This is a genomic window from Natrinema sp. CBA1119, assembly GCF_002572525.1.
Lineage (GTDB): Archaea > Halobacteriota > Halobacteria > Halobacteriales > Natrialbaceae > Natrinema.
Window position 1 is genome coordinate 2,157,170 of sequence record NZ_PDBS01000001.1, and the last position, 23,104, is coordinate 2,180,273.

Consider the following 23,104-nt stretch of genomic DNA (forward strand, 5'->3'; position numbering starts at 1 on the left):
CAACTTCTCCCCAGAACAGGGGAGCTACGTATCGCTCCAGCCCGACCAACCGGCATGCTGTGGCGCGCGCTGTCGACCGGCCGAACGAGAGTGAGGCCGGTCGATACCACTGCGCGAGGGATGAGCGAGAGAGCGGAGCGATCGAGTGAATCGGCTGGGGAGGGCGAGGCGATTCCCTGTTGCCACGATAGCAGGACGCTTCGTCTCGCCCAATTCCTATCAGAACTCAGCCGAACTCGAGACGAGCGAGACGAACCCGCGTCGGCACTGGTAGGTAACTCGAGTCCGTACCGCCGGTCATGAGCGCGCCTCTGACACTCGACGGCTCGAGCGCCGGCGGCCAGTTCCTCCGAACGGCGCTCGCGCTGTCGGTCCTCGAGAACGAGCCGGTCCGACTCGAGGGCGTCCGCGGTGACCGACCCACGCCCGGCCTGTCCCACCAGCATTTGGCGGTCCTCGAGACAATGGTCGAACTGTGCGACGCCGACGTCTCGGGTGCGGAACTCGGGTCGGAGACGGTCGAGTTCGAACCGGGACTCGAGGCCGGCGACGCGAATACGGCGGTCGGGACGGGACTCGATGGCGGCAGCTACGCTGTCGATATCGGCACCGCAGGCAGCGCCACGCTGTTGTGCAACGCCCTGTTGCCGCTGGCGGCGGTCCTCGAGTCGCCGCTGTCGGTGACGATTACCGGCGGGACGGACGTGGCGTGGTCGCCGCCGCTGGACTACTTCCGGCACATCAAACTCCCGCTGTGTCGCCAATTCGGCCTCGAGGCCGCCTGCGAGGTCGACCGCCGGGGGTTCTATCCCGACGGCGGCGGCGCGGTAACGCTCCGGCTCGCACCATCGAGCCTCGAGCGGATCGACCTTCTTGAGCGAGGGTCACTCGAGGGACTCCGCATCTATTCGACCGAGTCGGCGTCGCTGGCGGACCGCGACGTTGCCCACCGGCAGGCCGAGGGGGCGCTCGAGCGACTGAATATGGGGACCGATCTCGAGGTGCTCGAGCGCTGTGAGACGACCGCGGCGAGTCCCTCGCCCGGCTCCGCGCTGGTGCTCCGGGTCGATCACGGCACCGGCGTTGCCGGCTTTTCGGCGCTCGGCGAGCGCGGGAAGCCCGCCGAGCGCGTGGGCGAAGACGCCGCAGACGCGGCGAATCGCTTCCTCGAGGGCTCCGCGCCGGTTGATCGACACATGGCCGATCAGTTACTCGTATTTCTCGCGCTCGCGGGCGGCCGAGTACGCGTGCCCGAAGTCACTGATCACGTCGAAACGCGGTGTGAACTGCTCGAGGCGTTCGGGGTCGACGTGGGACTCGAGCGGGAGGCCGAGACGGCGGTGGTGTCGGTCGCGTCGTCGCTGGACGCGGGTCAGTAGGTCGTCGCTTCCGGGGTTACTGCCGGTCTCGGTTCAGCAGTCCCGCCAGCACGACCAGCAGGAAAAGCACGAGGATACCGCCTGCCGTGACCGCGAGCGCGACCGTCGGATCTGCGGGCTCGATGCCCAGGTCCGCGAGCGGAAGCGACCCCAGATACGTCATGAGTCGGCCGCTTGCGACAGTGAGGCCGATGAACGCGATAGCGAGGCCCGTGAAGAGGAGCTGGTAGTCGAACCACGTTTTGAGTCCGTCCGATGACACCATCTGGGAACGTGTTAGCACAGCGACGCTATAGCTGTTCGGTCGGTTCGGCATCCGTCTGTGCGAGTCGCCGGCTCGAGTGCACCCAAATAGTGCACCTAAATAACGCGAATGTTGCAGTAGATATAAATAACAACGAGTCAACAATCCAATCGGAAGCCAACTCTCCAAACGCGCGAGCGGAGGGGGCTGCATCGAAATGCCCCGGGTGATACCAGCACCCGAGACGCGGCTTCCAACCCACGGAGGGTTACAAGCCATGTTTGCGTTGATTCTACCGGGATATAAACGTCCCGCACGACCGCGGAATCGCCCGACACGAGTAATCTCGAGTTTGACTTCAGGCTCGAGACGGATCGGAGGTCTCGGCGGATGAGTCCCGACCGCGAGGCGAATGATGATGCGAAAAGCGGCGATCGGGAGCGGGACGACGAGGAGTCGTCGTTTCCCGACTGCCCGCGCTGTGGGAAGTCGGTGTTGATCTCGGTCGCGCTCGGTCCTCATACCGGCTCCGTCGGTCCCTGCGGCTGTTCCGTGCCGCCTGATCTGTTTCCGGATTTGCGCGGTGACTAGTCGGGGCTCGCGCTCGAGTCCCATCGGTCAGCCGGTCGGCTCGGAAACGGCGGCCTCGAGTACTTCTCGTTCTCTATTTGGAGTGGATCGACGAGCGTCCTGCTACCGTGGCAACAGGGAATCGCCACGCCCTCCCCAGCCGATTCGTTCACTCGCTGCGCTCGCTCACTCATCCCTCGCGCGTCGTCGAGCAGACGGTTCGCCGTCGGCGAACCGTCGTCCAGCGCACGCCACCGCTATCGGCTGGCCGATGTAACTCGAACCGTGCCGCTCGAGCGCAAGTTTGCGTTGAGAGACCGCCATAACTTATAGCAACGCCGTCCCTTGGCTGGGATATGACCGAGGGACACACCGCAGTTCGCGCCCGAACGATCCGGGGGGCTGACCGGTGAGCGACATCGTCACCTTCGGAGAGACGATGCTCCGGCTCTCGCCGCCGGGCAACGAACGCCTCGAGAACGCCGACGAGTTCGAGGTTCGCGCCGCCGGCGCTGAGAGCAACGTGGCCATCGCGGCCAACCGGCTGGGAGCCGACGCGACCTGGATTTCCAAAGTGCCCGAGACGGCACTCGGCCGCCGCGTCGTTAGCGAACTCCGAGGCCACGGGATCCAAACGGACGTCGTCTGGAGCCACCGCGGTCGCCAGGGGACCTACTACCTCGAGCAGGCGGGCAAACCGCGCGGGACGAACGTGGTCTACGATCGGGAGAACACCGCAGTCTCGACGGCAGAGGCTCGCGAACTCGACATCGACCGGATTCAGAACGCCCGGGTTTTCTTCACCACCGGGATCACGCCCGCGCTCTCCTCGACGCTCCGGGATACGACGCTCAATCTGCTTAAAGCGGCCCGCAAGGGCGGGACGACCACCGCCTTCGACTTCAACTACCGGCGCAAGCTCTGGTCGCCCGACGAGGCCAGGGAGACGCTCACGAAGCTGTTTCCGGGGATCGACGTCCTCGTGATCGCCGCCCGCGACGCGCGGACCGTCCTCGGGTTCGAGGGCGATCCGCGTCAGCTCGCGCACAAGCTCGGCTCGCAGTACGACTTCACGACCGTCGTCGTCACCCGCGGCGCGGAGGGCGCGGTCGGCTGGCACGACAGCGTCGTTCACGACCACGACGCCTACGAGACCGATACCGTCGACCCGATCGGCACCGGCGACGCCTTCACGGGCGCGTTCATCGCCCGCCGGCTCGAGGGTGACGACGTTCCGGACGCCCTCGAGTACGCCGCGGCGACGGCGGCGCTCAAGCGGACGATCCCCGGCGATGTCGCGCTCGTCACGGCCGATGAGGTCGAGCGCCTCGTCAAAGACGGCGGCGAAGAGATCTCGCGATAGGGACAGCAGCGCCACGGCCGGGGACTGCGGGTGGCTATCGGCTCGCGGCCGCCGGCTCGCGACGTTTCGGCACGACGGGACGGAGTAGCAACGGACGGGCCCGGACTCTCAACTGAAGACGGACGCGAGTACACCGACGAGATCGATGCCGACGTGTCCCAGTTCGAACGTCTTCGTCGCTCTCGAAAACGGTTTGCCTCGATCACTGGGCGACCGTGCAATCGATGGGTGACCGTGCAGTCCCGACGAGAAATGACCGATGAGCACCGACAGTTGGACGGTTCTGTCAGAAGCGCCTTTATACACCGCTCCGATCCGTCGAGTGCATGAATCGAATCACAGCTGTCGTACTCGCCCTTCTCGTCACGACGGCGGCCCTCCCGCTTGCCGTCGCTGGCGTGGGTGCGAGCGCAGCATCGTCCTCCCAACAGAACGGCGCGACCGACGCGAGCGCCTACGCCGGCACGCACGTCGCGTTCGACACCTCGAGCAACGCCGTCGTCGACTACCGCGTCGACGGCGAGCGGGTGTTCGAGAACGTGAGCGTCGCCTCTCAGAGCGACCACCAGAGTCGAACCGGGTTCGGCTCGAACGCCGAGCTCGACGCCGTGGTGAACCTCTCCGGACTCGGCCTCGAGCTCGCCGCCAAGTCCGAGACGCGCGCCGATATCGCGACCGACGGCTCCGCGTCGCTGTCGGCCCACGACAGCAATCGCGGGATCCTGACCGTCGATGCCGGCGACGAGGCCCAGTACGTCGAAGCGGACCTCGCGGCCGACGCGACGGCCGAGAGTGAGAGCGACGACCGCGTCGTCGTCGATAGCGGCGAGCGCACCGGCGCGTTCGTCGTCGTCGGCGACGGCGACGTGACCGTCAACGATAATGGCAACGTCGTCGCCGACCTCGAGAGCGACTCGACGCTCGTCTTCCGCTCGTACGCCGAGGGCGAGCGCGACAAGGCCGCGAAAGAACAGGAATCGCTGATCGCCGACGGCACGGCGACGGCTGAGGTCTACGCCGAGGAACGCGACGGCGAGCGCGTTGCAGACGTCGCGACCTACGGTCAGGACATCACCGTGGAGACCGCCAGCGAGAGTCAGAATCGCCTCGAGATGACCGTTGAACGCGCGCAGAGCGAAGGCACGGTCGTCATCACGAGCGTTTCCGAGGCCGCCGTCGCGGGGGCCGAGAGCGCCGACGACCTCGCGGTGACCGTCGACGGCGAGGCCGCCGCGGAGGCGTCGTCGTACAGCGAACTCGCGGGCGGCATCGGGAGCGATACGTCCCGCTACATGGTGACCCAGTCCAGCGACGCCTCGGCGACGGCCGACGTGCTCGTGGCGGTCAACCACTTCTCGGAGCGAGACCTCGCGATCCAGAGCGCCGACGGTGACGATTCCGACGGTGACGATTCCGACGGTGACGGTTCCGACGGTACCGATTCCGACAGTAACGATTCCGACGATGTCGACGGCGGCAACGGTGACGACAGCGTCCCCGGATTCGGTGCCGGAGCCGCGCTGGTCGCCCTGCTGACCGGGACCGCCGCCCGGATCCGACGGTAACGAGCCGCCCCCGGTCTCCCGCGTTTTCGATCCGTCAGGACGGACAGTCCGAACAAACGTCTTTTTGCGTCGGCCCCGAACGGCCGCTATGGTCCACGTTGCGATCGTCGGTGCATACGGCAGTGCTGGCGTCGCCGTCGCCGACGAACTTCTCGAACGCCGCAACGAATTCACCGACGATCTCGAGTTGACGCTGATCGACGACGGCGAGCCCGGCGGCGGACTCTGCATTCTCCGCGGCTGCATGCCGTCGAAGGACGTCCTCTCGGCCGTCGAGCACCGGTATCTGGCGCGTCACGACGACCGGCTCGAGGGCGTCCCCGAGGCGGATCCCGAGCGAATCGTCGCCCGCAAGGACGAGCACGTCTCGAACTTCGCCGACCACCGTCGGAGCCACGTCCACGACCTCGCCGATCGAGACGGCGTCGAACTCGTCCGCGACACCGCCCGCTTCGTCGACGACCGCGTGCTCGACGTGGAGGGACGGCGGCTCGAGCCCGACTACGTCGTCGTCGCGACCGGCTCCGTGCCGAACGTTCCCGAGCTGCCGGGGATCGACGAGGTCCCCGCTCGAACCAGTACGGACGTCCTCGACGCGACCGCGTTCCCGGACTCGGGGATCGTGCTGGGCAACGGCTACATCAGCCTCGAACTGGGCCCCTACCTCAGCGAGATCGGGGACGTCGACCTCACCGTGATCGAGCACGACGAACGTCCGCTCGAGGAGATGGAACCCGAATACGGCGACGCCCTCCTCGACATCTACCGCGATCAGTTCGGGATCGAGGTCCTGACGAACACCGACGAGAAACGACTCGAGTCGACCGCCGACGGCGGCGTCCGGCTGATCGCCGAACGGACGGACAGTGGCGAACGGGAGGAGCTAACCGTCGAAGCCGACGAACTCTACTGCTTCACCGGCCGTCGGCCGAACCTCGACGGGCTGGGACTCGAGAACACCCGACTCGAGCCCGGGGAGGGCTGGGTCACGTCGACGATGCAGGCCCGCGACGACGAGCGCGCGTTCGTCGTCGGTGACGCCAACGGTCGCGAGCCGATCCTGCACGTCGCCAAAGAACAGGGGTTCGCGGCCGGCGAAAACATCGTCCGCCACCGGCGAGGTGAGGACTGCGAGCCCTACGCGAACGTCCCGCATCACGTGATCTTCTCGGGGCTGGGCGTCTACCCGTTCGCCCGCATCGGGCACACGCCGGCGACCGCCGCGGCGACGCACATGGACGAAATCGTCGTCACCCGCGAGGCGTCGTCGGATGGCGTCTTCGAGACGAAAGGCCATCCCGAGGGCCGGGCGACGCTGATCGTCAGCGCCGACGACGGCACCGTGTTAGGGTATCAGGGGCTCCACCGGCACGCCGACGTGATGGCCAAGACGATGCAGGTCGTCGTCGAGATGAGACTGGACGTCCGCGAGGTACCCAAGCGGGCCTACCACCCGACGACGCCCGAAATCCTCGACGGCCTCTTCCGAGCGGCGTGTGCCGAACTGGCGGAGCGCGAGGACTGCGTCGCCGAGACCGATTCGGCGGATATGATTCCCTAAGCTCGTCACACTCCTCGAGGGGAAGCGGCAACTCGTTCGAGTCGTCCCTCGAATTCCTCGCGTCCGGCGACGGTAACGGATCGATGGCGGTCGGCCACCGCTTTTTACCGGCTGCCGTGATAGCCGTTTCCGTGACTCGAGTCGTTCGACGGGCGACGATCGACGACGTCTGGGCCGTTCACGAGATCGCACGCGAGAGCTGGCACGCCGCCTACGACGACGTTCTCGGCCCCGAGCGGGTCGACGAGGTCGTCGACGACTGGTACGCGATCGGCGATCTCGAGTCCGCGATTACGGACGTCAGCGGCCGCGAGGACGCCGCGTTTCTCGTCGCCGAACGAGCGCCAGGACAGTCGTCCGCTGCCGGGGCCGAGCGCGGCTCCGTGGCTCGCGGCTTCGCCCACGCCGTCCCGTGGCCGGAGGATACCACGGTGGTGTTTCTCGCGCGCCTCTACGTCCGACCGGACGACTGGAACGAAGGGATCGGAACCGCGTTGCTCGAGCGCCTCGAGGCCGATTTCTCGACGGCGGTCGATCGGATTCGGCTGGCCGTCCTCGCCGCCAACCAGGTCGGCATCTCGTTCTACGAATCCCGCGGCTTCGACCGCGTCGCGACCCGCTCGTCCGATCTGGCGGCGGGGCTCGAGGAGCACGTCTACGAACGGCAGCTATCGACTCCGGACGAGTGAACGCGTCACCGTCGCCGAGCGGGCCGCCGACGCTCGATCAACGTGATCGGCGTTCCCGCGAACCAGTCCAAACTGTTACGTATCCGATGCGTGTATTGGAATCTCATGCCAACTGGAGCGACGTTCGATTCCGACGGCGTTCGTCTCGCATACGACGACATAGTCCCCGAGGGAGACGACGGGGCCGCCCCACCGATCGTTCTCGTCCACGGCTTCGCCTCGAGCCGGCACGAGAACTGGCGCGATCGCGAGTGGGACGACACGCTGCTCGAGGCCGGCCGTCGAGTCATCGCACTGGACTGTCGGGGCCACGGCGAAAGCGAGAAACCCCACGATCCCACGGCCTACGAGACGGACAGCATGGCGGCGGACGTGGTCCGGCTGCTCGAGCACCTCGAGATCGAGCGCGCCGACTTCCTGGGATACTCGATGGGCGGCCGGATCGGCACGGAAGCGCTGTACCGCCATCCGGAGCGGTTCAACGCCGCCGTGTTGGCCGGCATTGGAGCGGCGACGATGGAGCCGAGCGACGCCGGCGACCGGATCGCCGACGGATTGCTGGCCGACGATCCCGACGACGTGACGGACCCGCTCGGCAAGCGGTTTCGGGTCTTCGCCGAGACGACCGACAACGACCTCGAGGCGCTCGCGGCCTGCGCCCGGACGCGAACCGCGCCCGCGGACTGGGACGAGATCGCGCAGGTCGAGCATCCGGTGCTGATCGTGGCTGGCGAGCACGACGATATTACGGGCGACCCCGAACCGCTCGCGGAGGGCTTTCCCAACGGCGAGGCCGTCATCGTCGACGACGCCGACCACCTGACGACCGTCCCCGACGAGCGGTTTACGGCGGCCGTGCTCGAGTTTCTCGAGCGGGAGGGATTGTAGCTCGACCGAGTTACTACTCGTTCTCTCACGAGCGGATTTCCCAACTTCGTTTTTGCAGCGGTTACTGGTGTCTCGAAGGCATTTCTTGACGACTCGAGTACGCTGCTCTCGTGGCAACAGGGAATCGCCACATACTCCCCAACCGATTCGTTCGTTCCCGTTGGTCACTCACTCATCCCTCGCACGGCTTCGGATCACGGTTCCCTCCGCGGTCACCGTGATCCAGCGCGCGCCACCGCACGTGGTTCGATCGAGCAGCAGGAAAATAGGCCGACTATCGGCCGCTATAGCGTCTTCTCTGCCTCGTCCTCGTCTACGACCTCGATCCCGCGGTTGTTGACCGCCATCGGATCGAGGCCGACCTCCTGGAGGAAGGTCTTGTACTCGCGCTCGCACTGCTCGGCGTCTTTCTGCTTGTCGCTGGCCCGATCGCAGAGTTCCACGAGGTTCTCCGGAACGTCGTTCTGGTAGACGATCCAGTGGTTGATCAGGTCGGAGAGCCGCCGGATGGGGCTCGTGAAGTGGCCGTAGATCTCGAAGTTCAGCGCGTGGTGGCCGCCGAAGGGGTCGTTCATGTACCGCGCTCGAGGCATCACCTTCATCACCGCCCACTGGATCTTGTCCAGCTGGCGATCAGGGGCGTCCTCGAGCGTCGCGTTAACGGCCTTTCGCGGGTCGTCCCAGGTGCTTCCGGGGATCGAAACGCCGTCCAAGTCCTGAATCTCTCGGAGGGCCTCGGACCACTCGTCGGGGCTGGGCTGGGGGTGGACCCGGTACATGGCAGAGACGCCGCGATTCCACATGAGCTCGTGCGTGACGGCCTTGTTGGCCTTCAGCATGCACTCCTCGATGATGGTGTGGGCGCGGTCGCGGCTCGGATTCAAGACGAGCGAGCCGTCTTCCTTGCGCTGTTCGTGCATCTGCTCGGCGAGATCGTAGACCAGCGCGTTCTCCTCGTGGAGCGGCGCGTCGGACTCCTCGAGGCGACTCTCGGCCTCCGCGTAGGTGAGTCGCTCGTCGGACTCGATGACCGACTTGTAGATCTCGATGTTCTCGTAGGTCAGATTCTCCTTGTCGAGGTGCATCTCGACGGTGTGGGCCAGCCGGTCCTCGTTGGGCACTAGCGAGCAGACCGTCTCGGCCAGCACCGGCGGCAGCATGTGAACCGTATAACCGGGGAGATAGACTGTGTTACCGCGTTCGACGGCCTCGTCCCACATGGCCGTCTCGGGGTTGACGTAGTGGGTCACGTCGGCGATGTGCACCCAGAGGACGTACTCGTCGTCGCGCTCGGCGATCGAGATCGCGTCGTCGAAGTCCTGGGCGTCGATCGGGTCCGTCGTCCAGGTCGTCAGGTCGCGCAGATCCTGCCGGTCGTCGATCTCATCTTGGATCTCCGCCGTCACGCCCTCCGTTCGGGCTTCGGCCTCCTCGAGGACCTCGGGCGGGAACTCGTCGCGGAGCTCGAACTTCTCGAACAGCTCCTCGCGCTTGTTCTCGAGATGGCGCGCGAGCTCCTCCGAAACTTCGACAGGGCCCTGGCCTTCTACCGTTCCGGCCTCGGCCTGTGCGTCGTCACTCATGACGTGGGCTACGGACGTGAGGGTGAAAGTCGTGTCGGGATCGGAACGGTGACAGTGGACGTTCGTTCGATCACAGGGAACTCTTGACGACGATCCGGAGTACGATCTCGAAAATCGTTGGTCGCGACCTATAGCAGCCACTGAAACGATGTACACACTGATCGCAACGCACTCATGTGATCAGGTATGCAGTGACGTTCGGTGGCTACTATAACCGCAGCGGGTCTGCCGTGTAATCCAGCCAGAACCGGTATAATGGTCGAGTGAAATAGACAGATAGTTCGACGCTATGGCCTGGCAGTACACTTCGCAACTCCTCCCGTTTATCGGGATTCTCTTTTCGGCGATGATCATTTCGGCCGCACTAGCTCTCTATACCGTCGTCGAACGGACGGATGCGCTGGACGAGCCGAGCGTCCGTGCGTTCGTCAGCCTGAACGTCGGGTGTTCGCTCTGGTCGGGCGCGTACGCGTTGCAGTTGTTGAGCCTCGACATCCCGACGAAACGCGTCTGGTTGGGCGTCGCCTTCGTCGGTGCCGTGCTGGTCTCGCTCTCCTGTTTCTTCTTTGCCGTCGCGTACTCGGGCAACGAGGAGTGGCTCTCCCGGCGGACGCTTCTCGTTCTCGCGATCGAACCCGCCGTCGCGTTCGTCCTGTACGTAACCCAGTACCGGCACCTGTACGAGCAACCGCTCGAGACCGCCGTCGCCGGCGACCTCGTCGTCCTGGATCGAACGTTCGGACCGATGGCGATCATTCACGTCCTGTTCCTGTACGGCCTCCTCGTCGTCGGCGCCGGATTCCTGCTCAAGACGGTGTACGAATCGCAACACGTCTACCGGGAGCAGGCCGTTGCGGTGCTGTTTGCCATTCTCGTTCCGCTGGTCGCCAATATCGTGTGGTTCCTCGGTCTGGGACCGATCGGTGACCTCGATCTGACGCCCATCGCGTTCACCGTCTCCGGGCTCGCGTTCGCCGTCGCGATCTATCGCCATCACCTGCTGGATATCGCCCCCGTCGCCCGCACCGCCGTCGTCGAGGATATGCGCGACGGCTTCCTCGTGATCGACGAAACCAATCGCATTCGAGACGGCAACGCGGCGGCTCGGCGCTCCCTCTCGAGCGACGGGGCCATCCCCCTCGTCGGCCGGGATGTGATCGACGTCTTTCCCGAGATCGCTCATATCGTCGGTAACGAGGCGTCGACAGGTCAGACCGAGATCGTTGTCGACGCCGACGACGGCCGCCAGTTCTTCGACGTGCAGGTGCAACGTCTCTCGAACGCCGACGGGATTCGCTTGCTTCTTCTGCGAGACGTTACCCAGCAACACGCCGTCGAACAGCGATATCAGTCCTTCATCGAAAACGCGTCCGATCTCATCACGATGGTCGACGACCGCGGGATAATCCGCTACCAGAGTCCCTCGAGTCGGAGCGTTCTGGGATTCGAGCCGTCAACACTGATGGGACAGTCGGCGTTCGAGTTCGTCCATCCCGACGACCGAGAGCGGATCGTCGAGCAGTTTCAGACCGGGACCGATGCATCGATAGCTGTCGATCGAGCGGAGTATCGGCTTCGGACCGCCGACGGCGAGTGGCGAGACGTCGAGACGGTCGGCAGTAACCTGCTCGACGACCCGTTCGTCGACGGTATCGTCTTGAACACTCGCGACATCACCGAACGCAAGAAACGCGAACGCGAGATCCGCCGAGCCAACGAGCAACTGGAGCAGTTCGCGAGCGTCGTCAGCCACGACCTTCGCAATCCACTGAATGTCGCGCAGGGGTATCTCGAGGTCGCCAGAGAGTCCGTCGATTGCGCGTCACACGACGAGATCGCGACCGCCCACGAGCGCATGGAGACTATCATCGAAGAGGTGTTGGTGCTGGCCCGTGCTGGACAATCGATCGGTGACACCGAGCGGCTCCACCTCGAGCACCTCGCCGACCGCGCATGGGTGAACGTCGATACGGCTGAGGCGACACTTTCGGTCGCTGGCGATCGGGAGATCGTCGCCGACGGCGACCGGGTGCTCCACCTGTTCGAAAACCTGTTCCGAAATGCTGTGGAACATGGTTCCACGAACCCTGCGTCGCACACTCAGCAGGATGCCGTGGAACACGGGGGAAACACCGTCACCGTCCGGGTCGGCACGACTCCCGACGGATTTTTCGTCGAAGACGACGGGCCGGGGATCCCCCTCGACGAGCGAGAGTCCGTCCTCGAGTACGGCCACACCACGTCCTCGTCGGGATCCGGCTTCGGTCTCGCGATCGTTTCGAAGATCGCCGACGGCCACGGCTGGGCGATTCAAATCACCGAGAGCGCCGACGGCGGTGCTCGGTTCGAGTTCGACACCGACGGCGCGCCCTGGTCGGACACGACGGATCGAGAACTGGTCGACGAGGAACTCGGTGGCCAGTGAGAACGCCAACAGTAAGGCGGGTGATCGTTCGCGAGCGTAGCGCGGACCGAATTGAGATCGGCGGCACATCGATCGTCGCTCTACGACTCTTCCTCGAGCGCACCGTATCGTTCCTCGACGGTCTGCAGATACCGCGAGAGGAATCGCTCCCGGTCGGTTGCTCCGGCCTCGAGATCCACTAACAGCGCCTCGAGTTCGTCGCGCGGGTGGTGACAGAGGTCGCGGTGACAGGACTTACAGAGGTGTTCGAACGTCTTGTCGTCGCGGTCCCAGCGGTCGCCGTATTTGTCGTACTCGCGGGCCTCGTCGCGCGGGCGCTCGGTGCCACAGGCGAGACAGGTCACCGTCTCCGTGCGGGTCCGAGAGGGCCACATGGTCGGCCTGACGGCGCGGGTCCACTTAGCGATTGGCACACGTTGTACCCGACCGGACGGTCAGGGCAGCCGAGCTACCGGAACCGATCACGCCCCTCGTCGGCGCGGCCGCCCTCCTCCGCACGGTCGTCTCCGTCGACGGGCGGCGTTCCGCGCTCGGAGTCGAAATCGAGTTCGCGGTCGCGGTCGGAGACGGGTGCAGAGGCCGACTCCGCCTCGGGACGCTCGAGCGGTCCGTCGGGATCCATCACCGTTCGCGCCGGGATCGGCTCCGGCCGCGGCGGACGGCGCGCGACCAGCCGCTGAAAGCGGGTGAGATCGACCGACTGCTCCGTCTCGATCTCCTCGTACTCGACGACGACCCGATCCCCCTCGGCGAAGATGCGGACGTAATTCAATCGGAACGACGGGTAGTACACCCCCGGCAGCCGCGAGAACCGGGCCTCGACGTGCTGGAGCTTCTTGAGCCAGGTGCCCGTGTTGACGACGACCCGATCGCCCCACTCGGTGATCGACGCGCGGTGGGTGTGTCCGTAGACGAAGACTGTGACGTCGGGATTCGCCTCGAATACCTCTCTGGCCGCGCTTAGAAAGGGCTCGTCGCCCTGCCCGACGCGAATGCCCGAGAGGACGACGCCGAAGCGCTCGAGGGTGTGCCTGAGATCGCGTCTGAACAGCCACAGGGGGACCGCGACCAGCACCAGGACGGCGATGATCACGAGGTTGACGGCGACGATGAGTTCGAGGACGATCGCGGCGACGCCGAGCGCGTGGACGATGGGATTGTCGGTGAAAAACCGCGCCGGAAGGAGGCCGACTGTCTCGAGGACGGTGCCGAACAGGTAGAGCAGCGTGAGGTTGAAAAATACCAGTAGCGGGACGACGATCGCTCGCAGGAACGGGCTCATCTCCCTGTAGAAGTAGTTCGAGAGGAGCCAGCGCGGGATCTCTTCCATCGGGGCGACCGACTGAATGTCGCGCAGCCAGTCGCCTCTCGCCCGGCCGGAGTAGCGGCCGGCAGCGGCGACGATCCGCTGGACGACGAAGTAGCCGACCGGGAGCGCGTCGGGATTCCCCCAGTCCGGCATCCGGTTGTTCGGATCGCGTTGCTGGCCGTGTTCGATCCAGATCCGCCCGTCGCCGACCTCGCGAGTGATCGAAACCTCCTGCTCGAGGGTGACGTTGAACTCCGCAAGGCGATCGACGTGGGAGTCGTGGCAGGCGAGGTCGTAATCGTGGTTCCCCGGGATGAGCGTGATATCGATCTCCGCACCGGTCGCGCGAAGTTGCTCGAACACGCGCGGGTGATCGTCGATGACCCGCTCGAGTGTCGCCGGTCCCGTCACCTCGGCGTACTCCCACAGCCCGAACGCGTCGCCGTTGATGACGAGTTCGACGTCGCCGCCGCGCTCCTCGAGGCCCGCGAGAAACGAGAGGAGCTCCGCCTCGAAGTCGAGCGCCGTCAGCTGTTCGTCGCCGCCCATGTGGAGGTCGCTGATGAAGACGTACTCGCTGGCCATCGGACGAGTCCGGCGTACTACCAGACGGACCGGGAAAGTGGTTTGCCCGTTCCCGACGGCCGGCTCGCTCGAGCGCCCGTCTGGCGGTCGGCCCGCTCGAGCGCCCGTTCGGTGTCCACGGTCCCGTCTCGCCCAGTCGCCCGACCCGCGACTTCGAATCTTATCTATTAAATGCGTACGGGCGGTAGCACGGGTATGCAGGTCAAGTCCCGACACCACCTCCGCAGCGACGCGGTGTCCGATCTCGAGGAGACGCTCGAGGACCAACTCGGCGTCTCGCCCGAGGGCGATGCATACGAGCGCGTCGAGTTCGAGGAAACCGACTGGGAGGTCGTCCTCATCGACGGCGAGCCACGGGTCGCGTACTTCGACGAGGAACCGTTTCTGACGGTCAGGGGGGCCAACGCCTACGAGCCCGAGAAGCGACTGGTGACCGTCGACGCGGGTGCCGTCTCGTTCGTCAGCGACGGCGCGGACGTGATGCGACCCGGGATCACGGAAGCGACCGACGACATCTCGCCGGACGATCTGGTCGTCATCGCCGAGGAGTCCCACGGGAAGGTGCTCGCGGTCGGCCGCGCCCGCGTCGACGGCGCGGACATGGTCGGCGACGACGGAAAAGTGGTGGACTCGCTTCACCACGTCGGCGACGAACTCTACGAGTTCTCCGGCTAGTCGTATTCGGACACCCATCGCCGCAGACGGACAACTGGCAGTCGGTTCCGGCGTATCTGCGGCCTGCCATGCAGGTGTGTCAGGATACAGTGACGGCCGACCGTCTCAGCCATCGTCCGACCCACAGCAGTGGTTGTCTCCGGTACAGTGTCGACCGACGCAGAAAAGTAGCCATACATTTCTCGAACTTCGCGCCCTCGATATCATTGTACTAGCAATACTAGGATATATAGGACGTATGTTCACTATTCCTAAATAGTGGTTCGTGGTACCACGAGTCAGCAATGATCGAAACGACCGTCGAATCAGTCGACGTCCGGTCGCCGCCACCGCTCACCACCGAAACGCCGGTCTCCGACGCGGCTCAGCACCTCCGACGGACCGACGTGCCCGCACTCACCGTCCTCGAGGACGAGTCCGTCGTCGGCATCGTCACCGAGTCGGACATCGTGGCACTGGTCGCGGAAACGGATGATCGGCCGGCCGTGCGGGAGATTATGTCATCACCGGTGACGACGATACCGCCGGCCGCGACGCTGACCGAGGCCGCCGAAACGATGCGAACGAACGGTGTCAAACAGCTCCCCGTCGTCAGCGACGGCATCTACCGCGGGGTGCTTTCGGCGCGGACCCTGGCTCCCTACCTTCCGCGACACCGCCTCGAGATCGAGTGGGAAGACGAGCCGATGCGCCTCGAGGCGGCCGACGGGCAGGAACTCACTGCGAGCGACTGACCGCTGTCACCGCTCGAAGCGCACGCTGCCTCACGACTGACATCGTGGGAGAGGTCAGTCCGCAGCCTCCTCCAGCGAATCCGCTTCGAACGCCCCCTCGTACTGCGCGAGGGTGTCCCGGTAGCCCCGTTGTGCGAGCTCGTACGTCTCGCGGAGATCCGCGATCGGCGTCTCGGTCGCGTCGATCCGCAGGTCGTTGTACGGCGGCTCGAGGTCGTGGTCTTCGGTCGTCTCGACGACGACCGCCGCACTCTGGACCGGCAGTTCCTCTCGCTTGTCCCCGCCTTCGCGGTCACCGGCTGCCAGCGCGTCGATCAACCGCTTCGCGAGGGGATCGGTGTCGATGTCCTCGGTGACGGCCGTCGGGCCGGTCGACGGATCCACGGTGTCGTGGACTGCGGTCGCCTCGTAGGCGTCGGCGGCCGCCTCGAGGACGTCTTCTCCGGTCAGCATGTTCCCAGCGACGGTGTAGTGGTCGCCCTCGCGGTGGCCGTACCACTCGACACACTCCTCGCCCGAGAAGGCGAACGTCGTCTCGCTGTCGACACCGTGTACCTGCCGCTGGGACGCGCCGTCGTCGGCGTTGAGCAGGGCCTCGAGCGCATCGTCGAGGGCGAGGCCGTCGTCGGCGTAGTCGATCCCGCGTTCGCCGAGCTCGACGTTGACCAGGCTCTGGGTCGCGACGGCAGCGCGTTCGCTCACGAACGGACAGAGCGTTCCCACGCCAGGGAGTCGCGTCGTGACCGCGACGCCGAACCGGCGGTGGCGTTCCCCGTCGGTTTCGTAGGCTTCGGAGACGCAGATGCTGAACGTCATCGATTACACGCCCTTCGTCAAGAAATAAAAAAGCAACTGTGAGCGAGACGACACCGCGGCGCGTTTCCGGCGAGCGAACGGTCACGTCTGACGTAAGAACTATACAGACGGCGACGGACTCTCTCCGGTATGGGATTGATGAGCAAAATTCTCGGCGGGAACCAGTCCCGAACCGTCGAGGACTACGCCGAATTGGACCTCGAGGACGCCTCCATGGGGTCGGCCGAGGCGACGATGCAGGTACACATCGCGGAGGTCGGTACGAAGGCCGACGCGATCGATATCAAAGACGCCGTCTATGACGGCGATATCGTCATCGCGGATATCACGCGCCTGCGGACCGAGGACAGCACCGTCGAACACATCGTGGACGAACTGCGGCAGGTCGCCCAGGAGGTCGACGGCGACATCGTCCGGAAGGGAGAGGATCAGATGATCATCACGCCGACGGGCATCCACATCAGCCGCGAAAAACTGGGCCAGAAGCTCTAGAACCGGACGGCGGGTATCGAAACCGGTTCCGACAGCGGCGACCAATCTCGAGTCGGGGCCGTTCCGTCGCTTTCTTCGGGGTCGCCGCGGCTCAATGACGTTTCTGTCCTCTATACTCGTTGCGTCCGTGCGGACACCGATCGCACTACCGGTTCGGGTCGTCTATAAAAAATGTTCGTTCAGCGTCGCCCGACGCGACGTCGGTTACTTGCGCGTGACGTTCGTCGCGCGGGGGCCCTTGGGGGCCTGTTCGATATCGAATTCGATCTCCGTGCCTTCTTCGAGATCCGGACCGCCAACATCCTCCATGTGGAAGAAAACGTCGTCGTCCTCGTCGTCCGTCTCAATGAAACCGTAGCCGCCTGTGTCGTTGAAGAAATCAACCTTACCTTCTGCCATTACGAATAAACGTATGACCGGCCCGGGGATAACACTTCCGAGAGTCGTGGTACCACGACCATTGAAACGGCCGAACGGACCGTTTCCGTTTGATTCCGATCGTCTGTGCGGGTCTCGAGAGCCATGGACGGCTCTCGAGGTATAGGAGCCACTGAACGTCGCTGCACACCCGATCGCACGACAGCTATGCGATCGATGTGTAAATCGCTTCAGTGGCTCCTATATTTCCACTCGATGGGAATTCCGGTCCCGGTTATCACGCGTGCGGACGTCGTACGGTGTATGACGGGCTTTCGCGCGACGGTCGTCGTCCACGATCCGGCGGGCTGTCCGGTCGCCGATGTCTCCGGGGCTACCGACGAGCAGGTCGATTCCGTCTCCCGGTCGTCGCAGCCGACAGCCGAGGGGACGATCGTCGAAGAGTTCGGTGTCTCGCCGGAGGCCTCGGTCGATGGGGATTTCGACGTCGAGGTGACGCCGGTCCAGTCCAACGATCGAGAGGCGATCTACCGATTCGAACGCGACGAGGCTGCCGACTGTGCCTGCGAAATCGTCGAGACGACGGGGACGCCGGTCTCGTCGGTCCGCGCCCAGGACGGCGCACTGCTGCTCTCGTTTCGCACGCTCGAACTCACCGAGGTCGCCGAGATCGTCGACGAGTTGCGGGCGCATTTCGACGGCGTTCTGGTCGAAGAACTCTCGCAGGACCACGATGAGGTTTCCGCCGATCCGGTCGTCGTCAACCGAGACGAACTCACGGCTCGCCAGCGGGAGATTCTGGAGACGGCCCACGAGATGGGCTACTTCGACTATCCAAAGGGCGCGAACGCGACCGACGTGGCCGAGGAACTCGGCGTCGCCCGATCGACCTTCACCGAGCACCTCGCGGCCGCGCAGACGAAGTTGATGGATGCGATCCTCGAGGCGGACCGCGACCGGCAGTGAGCTTCGTCCGACCGACCCTGTCGACGGTCTCCGCTCGCGTCGTCTCGGCCCCAGTACCTCTTTGATGACCGGTCGCGTGTGCCTGGGTATGGACGTTATTCATACGGCGGTGTGGGTATCCGATCTCGAGCGGACGCGCGAGTTCTACATCGACGGGCTCGGACTGACAGAGAACTGGTCCTTTACCGCCGACGACGGCGTCGAAAACGTCTACATCGGCGGCGAGAACGGGGAGTTCCAGTTCAAGTACGATCCCGCGGGCGGGCCGGAGATCGATTCGGGGACGATGGCCCACGTCGCGCTCGGCGTCGATAGCACCAACGAGACGTTCGAGCGAGTGCTCGAGCGGACGGATCCGCCAGTCCAGACGGAGCCGACGACGATGGACGACATCGGGGTCCGCGTCGCGTTTATCGAGGACCCCGACGGCTACGTCGTCGAACTCGTCGAAGAACTCGAGTAGGCCGGCGCGCCCTACTGGCCGCTCCCGCTCGAGCGTCTACTTCTCGGAGACGTCGGCCGCGGCGGGCTCCGTGATCGATGGCTCCGTGCGGACGACTTGGACGAGGAGTCCGGCCGCGACGGTGACGAGAGCGGCCAGAAAGAGCCACGATGCCCGGTAGCTGACCGTATCGGCGAGATAGCCAAAGGCCGGCGGGGCGACGAGCGCACCGCTGGTGAGCGCGAGCTGGCCGCCCGCGGTCGCGCCGCCCATCTCGTCCGCGCTGACCAGCGTCGCCATGACGGAGTAGTAGACGCCCGTGTAGCCGAGCACGAAGAAGCCGAGAACGGCGAACGCGAGCGCGACGCCGCGTTCGGTCGTCGTCGACGCGACGACGACGAACATGACGGCGCTGCCCAGCGACTGGGCGACGAGCAGCGATCCGATCCTGACGCGGGGCGCTCCCGGGAGGACGTCGCTCAGCCAGCCGGTCAGCACGCGGCCGACGCTCCCGAATAGCTGGACGAGCGCGAGGACGACGCCGCCGAACGCGACGGACGCGCCGATGGACTCCTCGACGTAGAGGACCGTGTAGCCGGTGGTCGTGAAGAGGGCCGCCCCGAGAAAGAGGCCGGCGGTCGTCAACACGACGTACGGCCGGTTCGAGAGCAACGCGCCGAAGTCGGGATAGTCGGCCACGCCGCTACCGCCGTCACTCGAGTAGCCGACGTAAAACACGACGGCGACGACCGCGCCAACTCCCGCGGCGACGAGAAAGCCAGCTCTGGGGAAGAGCGCTCCCGCGAGACCCGTGACCAGGAGCGCGCTGATACCGCTCCCCCCGGTGACGCCGACCTGCTTGATCCCCATCGCGAAGTTCTGGCGGCCCGGCTCGATCCGGTCGAAGACCGCCTTGTTCGTCCCGGGAATCGCGGTCCCGTACAGCGATCCGAGGACGAATACCGCCGCGAGCAACAGGGCGTACGTCGGTGCGCCCGCGACCAGGAGACTGCCCGTCGCGAGGCCGACGAGGCCGAGCGTCAGCGTCAGCCGTTCGCCGAACCGATCGGTCAGCGCACCCAGCGGCAACAGGAAGACGGCGTAGCCGAGCGTGAGCGTCGTCACCACGAGTCCGACCGCGAACCGGGACAGTCCGAACTCGTCCCGGAACAACGGTGTCGCGGCGAAGATCGTGTAGTAGCAGATGCTCGCCGAAACCTGCCACAGCGTCACGAGCGACACCGTTCGCCAGTACGACCGATCCATCATCGGTCGTTCTTCGAAAAGCGCTTCAAAAAGGGTGGCGACGTGAGACATCGGTTTCGATCGGCTCGAGTTCCGGCGATCGGCTCACACTATCACGACGACGTCGCTCTCGAACCCTTCTCCATCGGCTCCAAACGAACCGTTTGTCGAGGTGAGAACACGGACAATCTCCGATGAATATCCGCCGCCGTACCCGATTCGGACTCGTGACTGCCCTATCACGAAAGACGATTATAGTAATCTGCCCGGGAATCGACTGACTGACTGTTCGTTTGATCACGAAACGAGTGTTCGTCTGTAGTCGTAAAACCGGCAAAATACGGACATTCGGTGTGTCGACTGCCGTCACCCGATAAACGATAATACTTTTCCATTGGGGTCCGAAATCCCTGAGTATGTCTGACGACCTCAAGAAAGGGCTCGAGGGTGTGTTGGTCGCCGAATCGGGACTCAGTTCGATCGACGGCGACGTCGGTCGACTGATCTACCGCGGCTACACGATCGAGGACCTCGCTCGCGGTGCGAGCTACGAGGAAGTGCTCTACTTGCTCTGGAACGGTCACCTGCCGTCCGAGGACGAACTCGAGCCGTTTACGGCCGCGCTCATGGACGAACGCGAGGTCGACGACGACGTCCTCGCGACGATGGAGAAGCTCGCCGCGGCCGACGAGCAGCCCATGGCCGCGCTGCGGACTGCGGTTTCGATGTTCTCGGCCTACGAACCCGAAGACGAGGCCGACCCCGACGATCTCGATGCGACGCTCCGGAAGGGGCGTCGGATCACCGCCAAGATCCCGACCGCGCTCGCAGCGTTCGAGCGCTACCGTCTCGGCGAGGAGCCCGTCGATCCCAACCCGGATCTGGGCCTCGCCGCGAACTTCCTCTACATGCTGACCGGCGAGGAGCCTGACGACATCGCCGCCGAGACCTTCGATCAAGCGCTCATCCTCCACGCGGACCACGGCTTGAACGCCTCGACGTTCACCTCGATGGTCATCGGCTCGACGATGGCCGACATCTACAGCGCCGTCACCGGCGGTATCAGCGCCCTCTCCGGGCCGCTCCACGGCGGCGCGAATCAGGACGTCATGGAAGTCCTCATCGAGATCGACGAGAGCGAGCTCGATCACCGCGAGTGGGTTGAGCAGGCGACCGCCGAAGGCCGGCGTATCCCCGGCTTCGGTCACCGCGTCTACAACGTCAAGGACCCGCGCGCGAAGATCCTCCAGGAGCGCAGCAAGGAACTCGCCGAAAACGGCGAGGACAAGTGGTACAACTACACCACCACCATCGAGCAGTACCTCACCGAGGAGAAGGGACTCGGCGAGAAGGGGATCGCCCCGAACGTCGACTTCTACTCCGGCTCCGTCTACTACCAGCTCGGCATCCCGATCGACATGTACACCCCCATCTTCGCCATGAGCCGCGCCGGCGGCTGGATCGCCCACGTCCTCGAGTACCAGGATGACAACCGACTCATTCGCCCGCGCGCCCGCTACACCGGGCCGAAAGATCAGAAGTTCGTCCCGCTCGAAGAGCGATAACTACACTCGAGCCCGTCGGTTTCCGTTTCGCATCCGTCTCTCCGTTCGATAGCAAGGGGGCCGAACGTCGTCGCTTCGCGCCGCGCGAGCCCGTCGCTCGCAATCGACCCAGTAGGATCGCGTAACCCGGTTGTAGTCTGCGGTCGCCGCGAGTCTCACCGTTCAGTCGCCACTGTAATTCAACTCTCGAGCCAGTAACGACACGCCGATCAGTGACGTCAACAGGACGGCGAGATTGAACGCGGCGCGGATCAGTGGCTGATACTTCGGGTCGACCCAGAGATCGATAGCGTCGGTAACGCTGCCGTAGAACTGGATCAGAGCGAAGACGGCCAGCAGTGAGCAGATACCGAGCGCGCCCCAGGCGATATAGCGTGCCATCGTATTGGAGCCGAGGTCGAACCCGGTGGTGGGGGCCGATCCAGCCGTTGGAGACGCATCCGTTTGCTGGTCCGGCTGGTCGATCGTTTCGTCTGGCTCGTTCGACGTCTCGGTCTGGGTCTGTGTCGGTGTTTCAGTCATTGGAACCTCCGTGCGAGCGCGATCGCCGCGAGCAGAGCAGCGGCGGTGACGGCGACCCCGAAGCCGGGGGTTCCGTCTGCACTCGAGTTATCTCCCGCGTCGGCGCCGTCGGACCCGGCGCGTCCGTCGTCTGCAGCGCTGTCCGAGTTACTGGTGAAATCGCTCACCTCGAGACCGTTTTCGCTGACCGATTCGTCGACTGACAGCGAGCCCGGCCCGAGGTTGGCGACTGCGCGGTAGGTGCCGACGATAGTACCGTCCCGCCAGAGGACTGCATCGAGGTAGTAGTCGTACTCCTGGGGAACCTCGAGATCGACGGTCGGCGACGCAGTTGTTCCGGATTCGATCGTCGATAGCTCGGCAGTCGCGGAGTCGGCGACGACGTTCGACCCCGACTGGCGAGCGCTCACCTCGAGTTCGAGGTCCGCTTCGGCGTCGTCGCCCGTGTTGGTGAGGTAACTCTGGACGGCCAGCGTCGCCGCGTCGGCGGTCGACGATTCGATGGAGTAGCCGACCGCGGGGACGTCCGCGAGACTCCCGCCCGAGTCGCCGCCGAAACGGTGGAACTCGACGTCGGTATCGGCGTAGGCGGGCGTCAGCGCGTCGACACCCTCGACGGTGTGGCTGGCGGACTCGGTGCGCGTTCCGTCCCGGTAGACGAACGTCTCGATCTTGTAGCTACTCTCTCGCGGGACGTCGACCGTCCCTGAGACGACGACTTCGGATTCGTCGGTTAACGTCTCGACGTCACGTTCGGTCGTATCTTCGACGAGACCGGTCTTCGTATCGGTCGCCCGATGGACGACGGTGACGTTCTCGACGGGGCCGCCGCGGTGCTCGAGGTAGGTGTCGACGGCGAGCGTGGCCGTCCCGCCGGTGATCTCGTCGGCACTGATCGTGATTTCCGTCAGCGAGACGCGGCCGGCGTCCTCGACGGCGCCGGCCGTCTCGGACGCGCCGGGATCGGACACCGCGCCGGCGAGCGCGAGGGTCGTGACCGCCCCGATCACGACCACGAGCGTCGCGACGGCCAGGAGGGACTCGCGGTTCATGTCAGAGCGCATCAACCAGTTGTATAAGTGCTTTGTGTAGTCTCCGCAGAACGAAT

23 protein-coding genes are annotated in these 23,104 nt (G+C 65.0%); 14 read left to right on the top strand and 9 right to left on the bottom strand.

Annotation, left to right across the window (positions count from 1 at the left end):
* Nucleotides 1-299 precede the first annotated feature (299 nt).
* A complete protein-coding gene (rtcA, locus tag CP556_RS10545; RefSeq protein ID WP_098725580.1) occupies nt 300-1,379 on the top strand; it encodes an RNA 3'-terminal phosphate cyclase in 1,080 nt (359 codons plus the stop codon).
* A 16-nt stretch (nt 1,380-1,395) separates the two neighbouring features.
* On the opposite strand, the gene CP556_RS10550 is transcribed toward rtcA, so the two are convergent.
* Complete coding sequence (locus CP556_RS10550) at nt 1,396-1,644, bottom strand: hypothetical protein (RefSeq protein WP_098725581.1); 249 nt, start codon at nt 1,642-1,644, stop codon at nt 1,396-1,398.
* Nucleotides 1,645-2,013: 369 nt separating this feature from the next.
* Here CP556_RS10550 and CP556_RS10555 point away from each other — a divergent pair, with 369 nt between their 5' ends.
* From CP556_RS10555 to CP556_RS10580, 6 genes are all read left to right on the top strand, one after another.
* Nucleotides 2,014-2,214, top strand: a complete 201-nt coding sequence (locus CP556_RS10555; protein WP_098725582.1) for a hypothetical protein — start codon at nt 2,014-2,016, stop codon at nt 2,212-2,214.
* Nucleotides 2,215-2,602: 388 nt separating this feature from the next.
* A complete protein-coding gene (gene kdgK1 / locus CP556_RS10560) occupies nt 2,603-3,556 on the top strand; it encodes a bifunctional 2-dehydro-3-deoxygluconokinase/2-dehydro-3-deoxygalactonokinase (RefSeq protein WP_098725583.1) in 954 nt (317 codons plus the stop codon).
* A 326-nt stretch (nt 3,557-3,882) separates the two neighbouring features.
* Entirely contained in the window at nt 3,883-5,121 is a 1,239-nt protein-coding gene (locus tag CP556_RS10565) for a hypothetical protein (RefSeq protein WP_098725584.1), read from the top strand.
* An 88-nt stretch (nt 5,122-5,209) separates the two neighbouring features.
* The gene (locus tag CP556_RS10570) at nt 5,210-6,682 is read left to right on the top strand and encodes a dihydrolipoyl dehydrogenase family protein (RefSeq protein WP_098725585.1); all 1,473 of its coding nucleotides are present in this window, start codon (nt 5,210-5,212) and stop codon (nt 6,680-6,682) included.
* A 131-nt stretch (nt 6,683-6,813) separates the two neighbouring features.
* On the top strand, nt 6,814-7,371 hold the full coding sequence (locus tag CP556_RS10575) for a GNAT family N-acetyltransferase (RefSeq protein ID WP_098727363.1): 558 nt from the start codon (nt 6,814-6,816) through the stop codon (nt 7,369-7,371).
* 105 nt (nt 7,372-7,476) lie between these two features.
* Nucleotides 7,477-8,259: an alpha/beta fold hydrolase gene (locus tag CP556_RS10580; RefSeq protein ID WP_098725586.1), complete on the top strand. Its 783-nt coding sequence runs from the start codon at nt 7,477-7,479 to the stop codon at nt 8,257-8,259.
* A 284-nt stretch (nt 8,260-8,543) separates the two neighbouring features.
* On the opposite strand, the gene CP556_RS10585 is transcribed toward CP556_RS10580, so the two are convergent.
* Entirely contained in the window at nt 8,544-9,842 is a 1,299-nt protein-coding gene (locus CP556_RS10585; protein ID WP_098725587.1) for an RNB domain-containing ribonuclease, read from the bottom strand.
* A 289-nt stretch (nt 9,843-10,131) separates the two neighbouring features.
* Between CP556_RS10585 and CP556_RS10590 the strand changes: the two genes are divergently transcribed.
* Nucleotides 10,132-12,267 carry a histidine kinase N-terminal 7TM domain-containing protein gene (locus tag CP556_RS10590; protein ID WP_098725588.1) on the top strand — a complete coding sequence of 712 codons (2,136 nt, stop codon included), beginning with the start codon at nt 10,132-10,134 and terminating at the stop codon, nt 12,265-12,267.
* Between the two features lie 80 nt (nt 12,268-12,347).
* Here CP556_RS10590 and CP556_RS10595 read toward each other — a convergent pair whose 3' ends face one another.
* Nucleotides 12,348-12,641, bottom strand: a complete 294-nt coding sequence (locus CP556_RS10595) for a DUF7562 family protein (protein ID WP_098725589.1) — start codon at nt 12,639-12,641, stop codon at nt 12,348-12,350.
* 74 nt (nt 12,642-12,715) lie between these two features.
* Entirely contained in the window at nt 12,716-14,161 is a 1,446-nt protein-coding gene (locus CP556_RS10600; protein WP_098725590.1) for a metallophosphoesterase, read from the bottom strand.
* 195 nt (nt 14,162-14,356) lie between these two features.
* Here CP556_RS10600 and CP556_RS10605 point away from each other — a divergent pair, with 195 nt between their 5' ends.
* Nucleotides 14,357-14,836 (top strand): RNA-binding protein, encoded by a 480-nt coding sequence (locus tag CP556_RS10605; protein ID WP_098725591.1) that lies wholly within the window; start codon nt 14,357-14,359, stop codon nt 14,834-14,836.
* A 284-nt stretch (nt 14,837-15,120) separates the two neighbouring features.
* Entirely contained in the window at nt 15,121-15,570 is a 450-nt protein-coding gene (locus tag CP556_RS10610; RefSeq protein WP_098725592.1) for a CBS domain-containing protein, read from the top strand.
* A 54-nt stretch (nt 15,571-15,624) separates the two neighbouring features.
* On the opposite strand, the gene CP556_RS10615 is transcribed toward CP556_RS10610, so the two are convergent.
* A complete protein-coding gene (locus CP556_RS10615; protein ID WP_098725593.1) occupies nt 15,625-16,386 on the bottom strand; it encodes a DUF1028 domain-containing protein in 762 nt (253 codons plus the stop codon).
* A gap of 129 nt (nt 16,387-16,515) precedes the next feature.
* On the opposite strand from CP556_RS10615, the gene CP556_RS10620 reads away from it, so the two are divergent.
* The gene (locus tag CP556_RS10620) at nt 16,516-16,878 is read left to right on the top strand and encodes a cell division protein SepF (protein WP_098725594.1); all 363 of its coding nucleotides are present in this window, start codon (nt 16,516-16,518) and stop codon (nt 16,876-16,878) included.
* Between the two features lie 204 nt (nt 16,879-17,082).
* On the opposite strand, the gene CP556_RS10625 is transcribed toward CP556_RS10620, so the two are convergent.
* Nucleotides 17,083-17,277, bottom strand: coding sequence for a cold-shock protein (locus CP556_RS10625; protein WP_098725595.1), 195 nt, complete (start codon nt 17,275-17,277; stop codon nt 17,083-17,085).
* A gap of 282 nt (nt 17,278-17,559) precedes the next feature.
* On the opposite strand from CP556_RS10625, the gene CP556_RS10630 reads away from it, so the two are divergent.
* Nucleotides 17,560-18,222, top strand: coding sequence for a helix-turn-helix domain-containing protein (locus CP556_RS10630; protein ID WP_098727364.1), 663 nt, complete (start codon nt 17,560-17,562; stop codon nt 18,220-18,222).
* An 88-nt stretch (nt 18,223-18,310) separates the two neighbouring features.
* Nucleotides 18,311-18,685: a VOC family protein gene (locus CP556_RS10635; RefSeq protein WP_098725596.1), complete on the top strand. Its 375-nt coding sequence runs from the start codon at nt 18,311-18,313 to the stop codon at nt 18,683-18,685.
* A gap of 36 nt (nt 18,686-18,721) precedes the next feature.
* On the opposite strand, the gene CP556_RS10640 is transcribed toward CP556_RS10635, so the two are convergent.
* Nucleotides 18,722-19,930 carry an MFS transporter gene (locus tag CP556_RS10640; protein ID WP_098725597.1) on the bottom strand — a complete coding sequence of 403 codons (1,209 nt, stop codon included), beginning with the start codon at nt 19,928-19,930 and terminating at the stop codon, nt 18,722-18,724.
* Nucleotides 19,931-20,325: 395 nt separating this feature from the next.
* On the opposite strand from CP556_RS10640, the gene citZ reads away from it, so the two are divergent.
* Entirely contained in the window at nt 20,326-21,474 is a 1,149-nt protein-coding gene (citZ, locus tag CP556_RS10645) for a citrate synthase (protein WP_098725598.1), read from the top strand.
* 162 nt (nt 21,475-21,636) lie between these two features.
* Here the strand turns inward: citZ and CP556_RS10650 are convergent, their stop codons facing one another.
* Both CP556_RS10650 and CP556_RS10655 read right to left on the bottom strand, forming a co-directional pair.
* Nucleotides 21,637-21,996, bottom strand: coding sequence for a DUF8060 family membrane protein (locus CP556_RS10650; protein WP_098725599.1), 360 nt, complete (start codon nt 21,994-21,996; stop codon nt 21,637-21,639).
* The gene (locus tag CP556_RS10655; protein ID WP_098725600.1) at nt 21,993-23,048 is read right to left on the bottom strand and encodes a DUF7490 domain-containing protein; all 1,056 of its coding nucleotides are present in this window, start codon (nt 23,046-23,048) and stop codon (nt 21,993-21,995) included. Before CP556_RS10655 ends, CP556_RS10650 begins: the two co-directional genes overlap by 4 nt.
* Nucleotides 23,049-23,104 lie beyond the last annotated feature (56 nt).

Bases quoted from the DNA above. Each gene is read 5' to 3' on its own strand.
- CP556_RS10570 (WP_098725585.1), top strand. From the start codon at position 5,210: ATGGTCCACGTTGCGATCGTCGGTGCATACGGCAGTGCTGGCGTCGCC.
- CP556_RS10615 (WP_098725593.1), bottom strand. From the start codon at position 16,386: ATGACGTTCAGCATCTGCGTCTCCGAAGCCTACGAAACCGACGGGGAA.
- CP556_RS10655 (WP_098725600.1), bottom strand. From the start codon at position 23,048: ATGAACCGCGAGTCCCTCCTGGCCGTCGCGACGCTCGTGGTCGTGATC.
- CP556_RS10595 (WP_098725589.1), bottom strand. From the start codon at position 12,641: ATGTGGCCCTCTCGGACCCGCACGGAGACGGTGACCTGTCTCGCCTGT.
- CP556_RS10550 (WP_098725581.1), bottom strand. From the start codon at position 1,644: ATGGTGTCATCGGACGGACTCAAAACGTGGTTCGACTACCAGCTCCTC.
- CP556_RS10650 (WP_098725599.1), bottom strand. From the start codon at position 21,996: ATGACTGAAACACCGACACAGACCCAGACCGAGACGTCGAACGAGCCA.
- rtcA (WP_098725580.1), top strand. From the start codon at position 300: ATGAGCGCGCCTCTGACACTCGACGGCTCGAGCGCCGGCGGCCAGTTC.
- CP556_RS10625 (WP_098725595.1), bottom strand. From the start codon at position 17,277: ATGGCAGAAGGTAAGGTTGATTTCTTCAACGACACAGGCGGCTACGGT.
- CP556_RS10640 (WP_098725597.1), bottom strand. From the start codon at position 19,930: ATGGATCGGTCGTACTGGCGAACGGTGTCGCTCGTGACGCTGTGGCAG.
- CP556_RS10600 (WP_098725590.1), bottom strand. From the start codon at position 14,161: ATGGCCAGCGAGTACGTCTTCATCAGCGACCTCCACATGGGCGGCGAC.
- CP556_RS10585 (WP_098725587.1), bottom strand. From the start codon at position 9,842: ATGAGTGACGACGCACAGGCCGAGGCCGGAACGGTAGAAGGCCAGGGC.
- CP556_RS10555 (WP_098725582.1), top strand. From the start codon at position 2,014: ATGAGTCCCGACCGCGAGGCGAATGATGATGCGAAAAGCGGCGATCGG.
- CP556_RS10590 (WP_098725588.1), top strand. From the start codon at position 10,132: ATGGCCTGGCAGTACACTTCGCAACTCCTCCCGTTTATCGGGATTCTC.
- CP556_RS10580 (WP_098725586.1), top strand. From the start codon at position 7,477: ATGCCAACTGGAGCGACGTTCGATTCCGACGGCGTTCGTCTCGCATAC.
- CP556_RS10605 (WP_098725591.1), top strand. From the start codon at position 14,357: ATGCAGGTCAAGTCCCGACACCACCTCCGCAGCGACGCGGTGTCCGAT.
- CP556_RS10635 (WP_098725596.1), top strand. From the start codon at position 18,311: ATGGACGTTATTCATACGGCGGTGTGGGTATCCGATCTCGAGCGGACG.
- citZ (WP_098725598.1), top strand. From the start codon at position 20,326: ATGTCTGACGACCTCAAGAAAGGGCTCGAGGGTGTGTTGGTCGCCGAA.
- CP556_RS10630 (WP_098727364.1), top strand. From the start codon at position 17,560: ATGACGGGCTTTCGCGCGACGGTCGTCGTCCACGATCCGGCGGGCTGT.
- CP556_RS10620 (WP_098725594.1), top strand. From the start codon at position 16,516: ATGGGATTGATGAGCAAAATTCTCGGCGGGAACCAGTCCCGAACCGTC.
- CP556_RS10610 (WP_098725592.1), top strand. From the start codon at position 15,121: ATGATCGAAACGACCGTCGAATCAGTCGACGTCCGGTCGCCGCCACCG.
- CP556_RS10565 (WP_098725584.1), top strand. From the start codon at position 3,883: ATGAATCGAATCACAGCTGTCGTACTCGCCCTTCTCGTCACGACGGCG.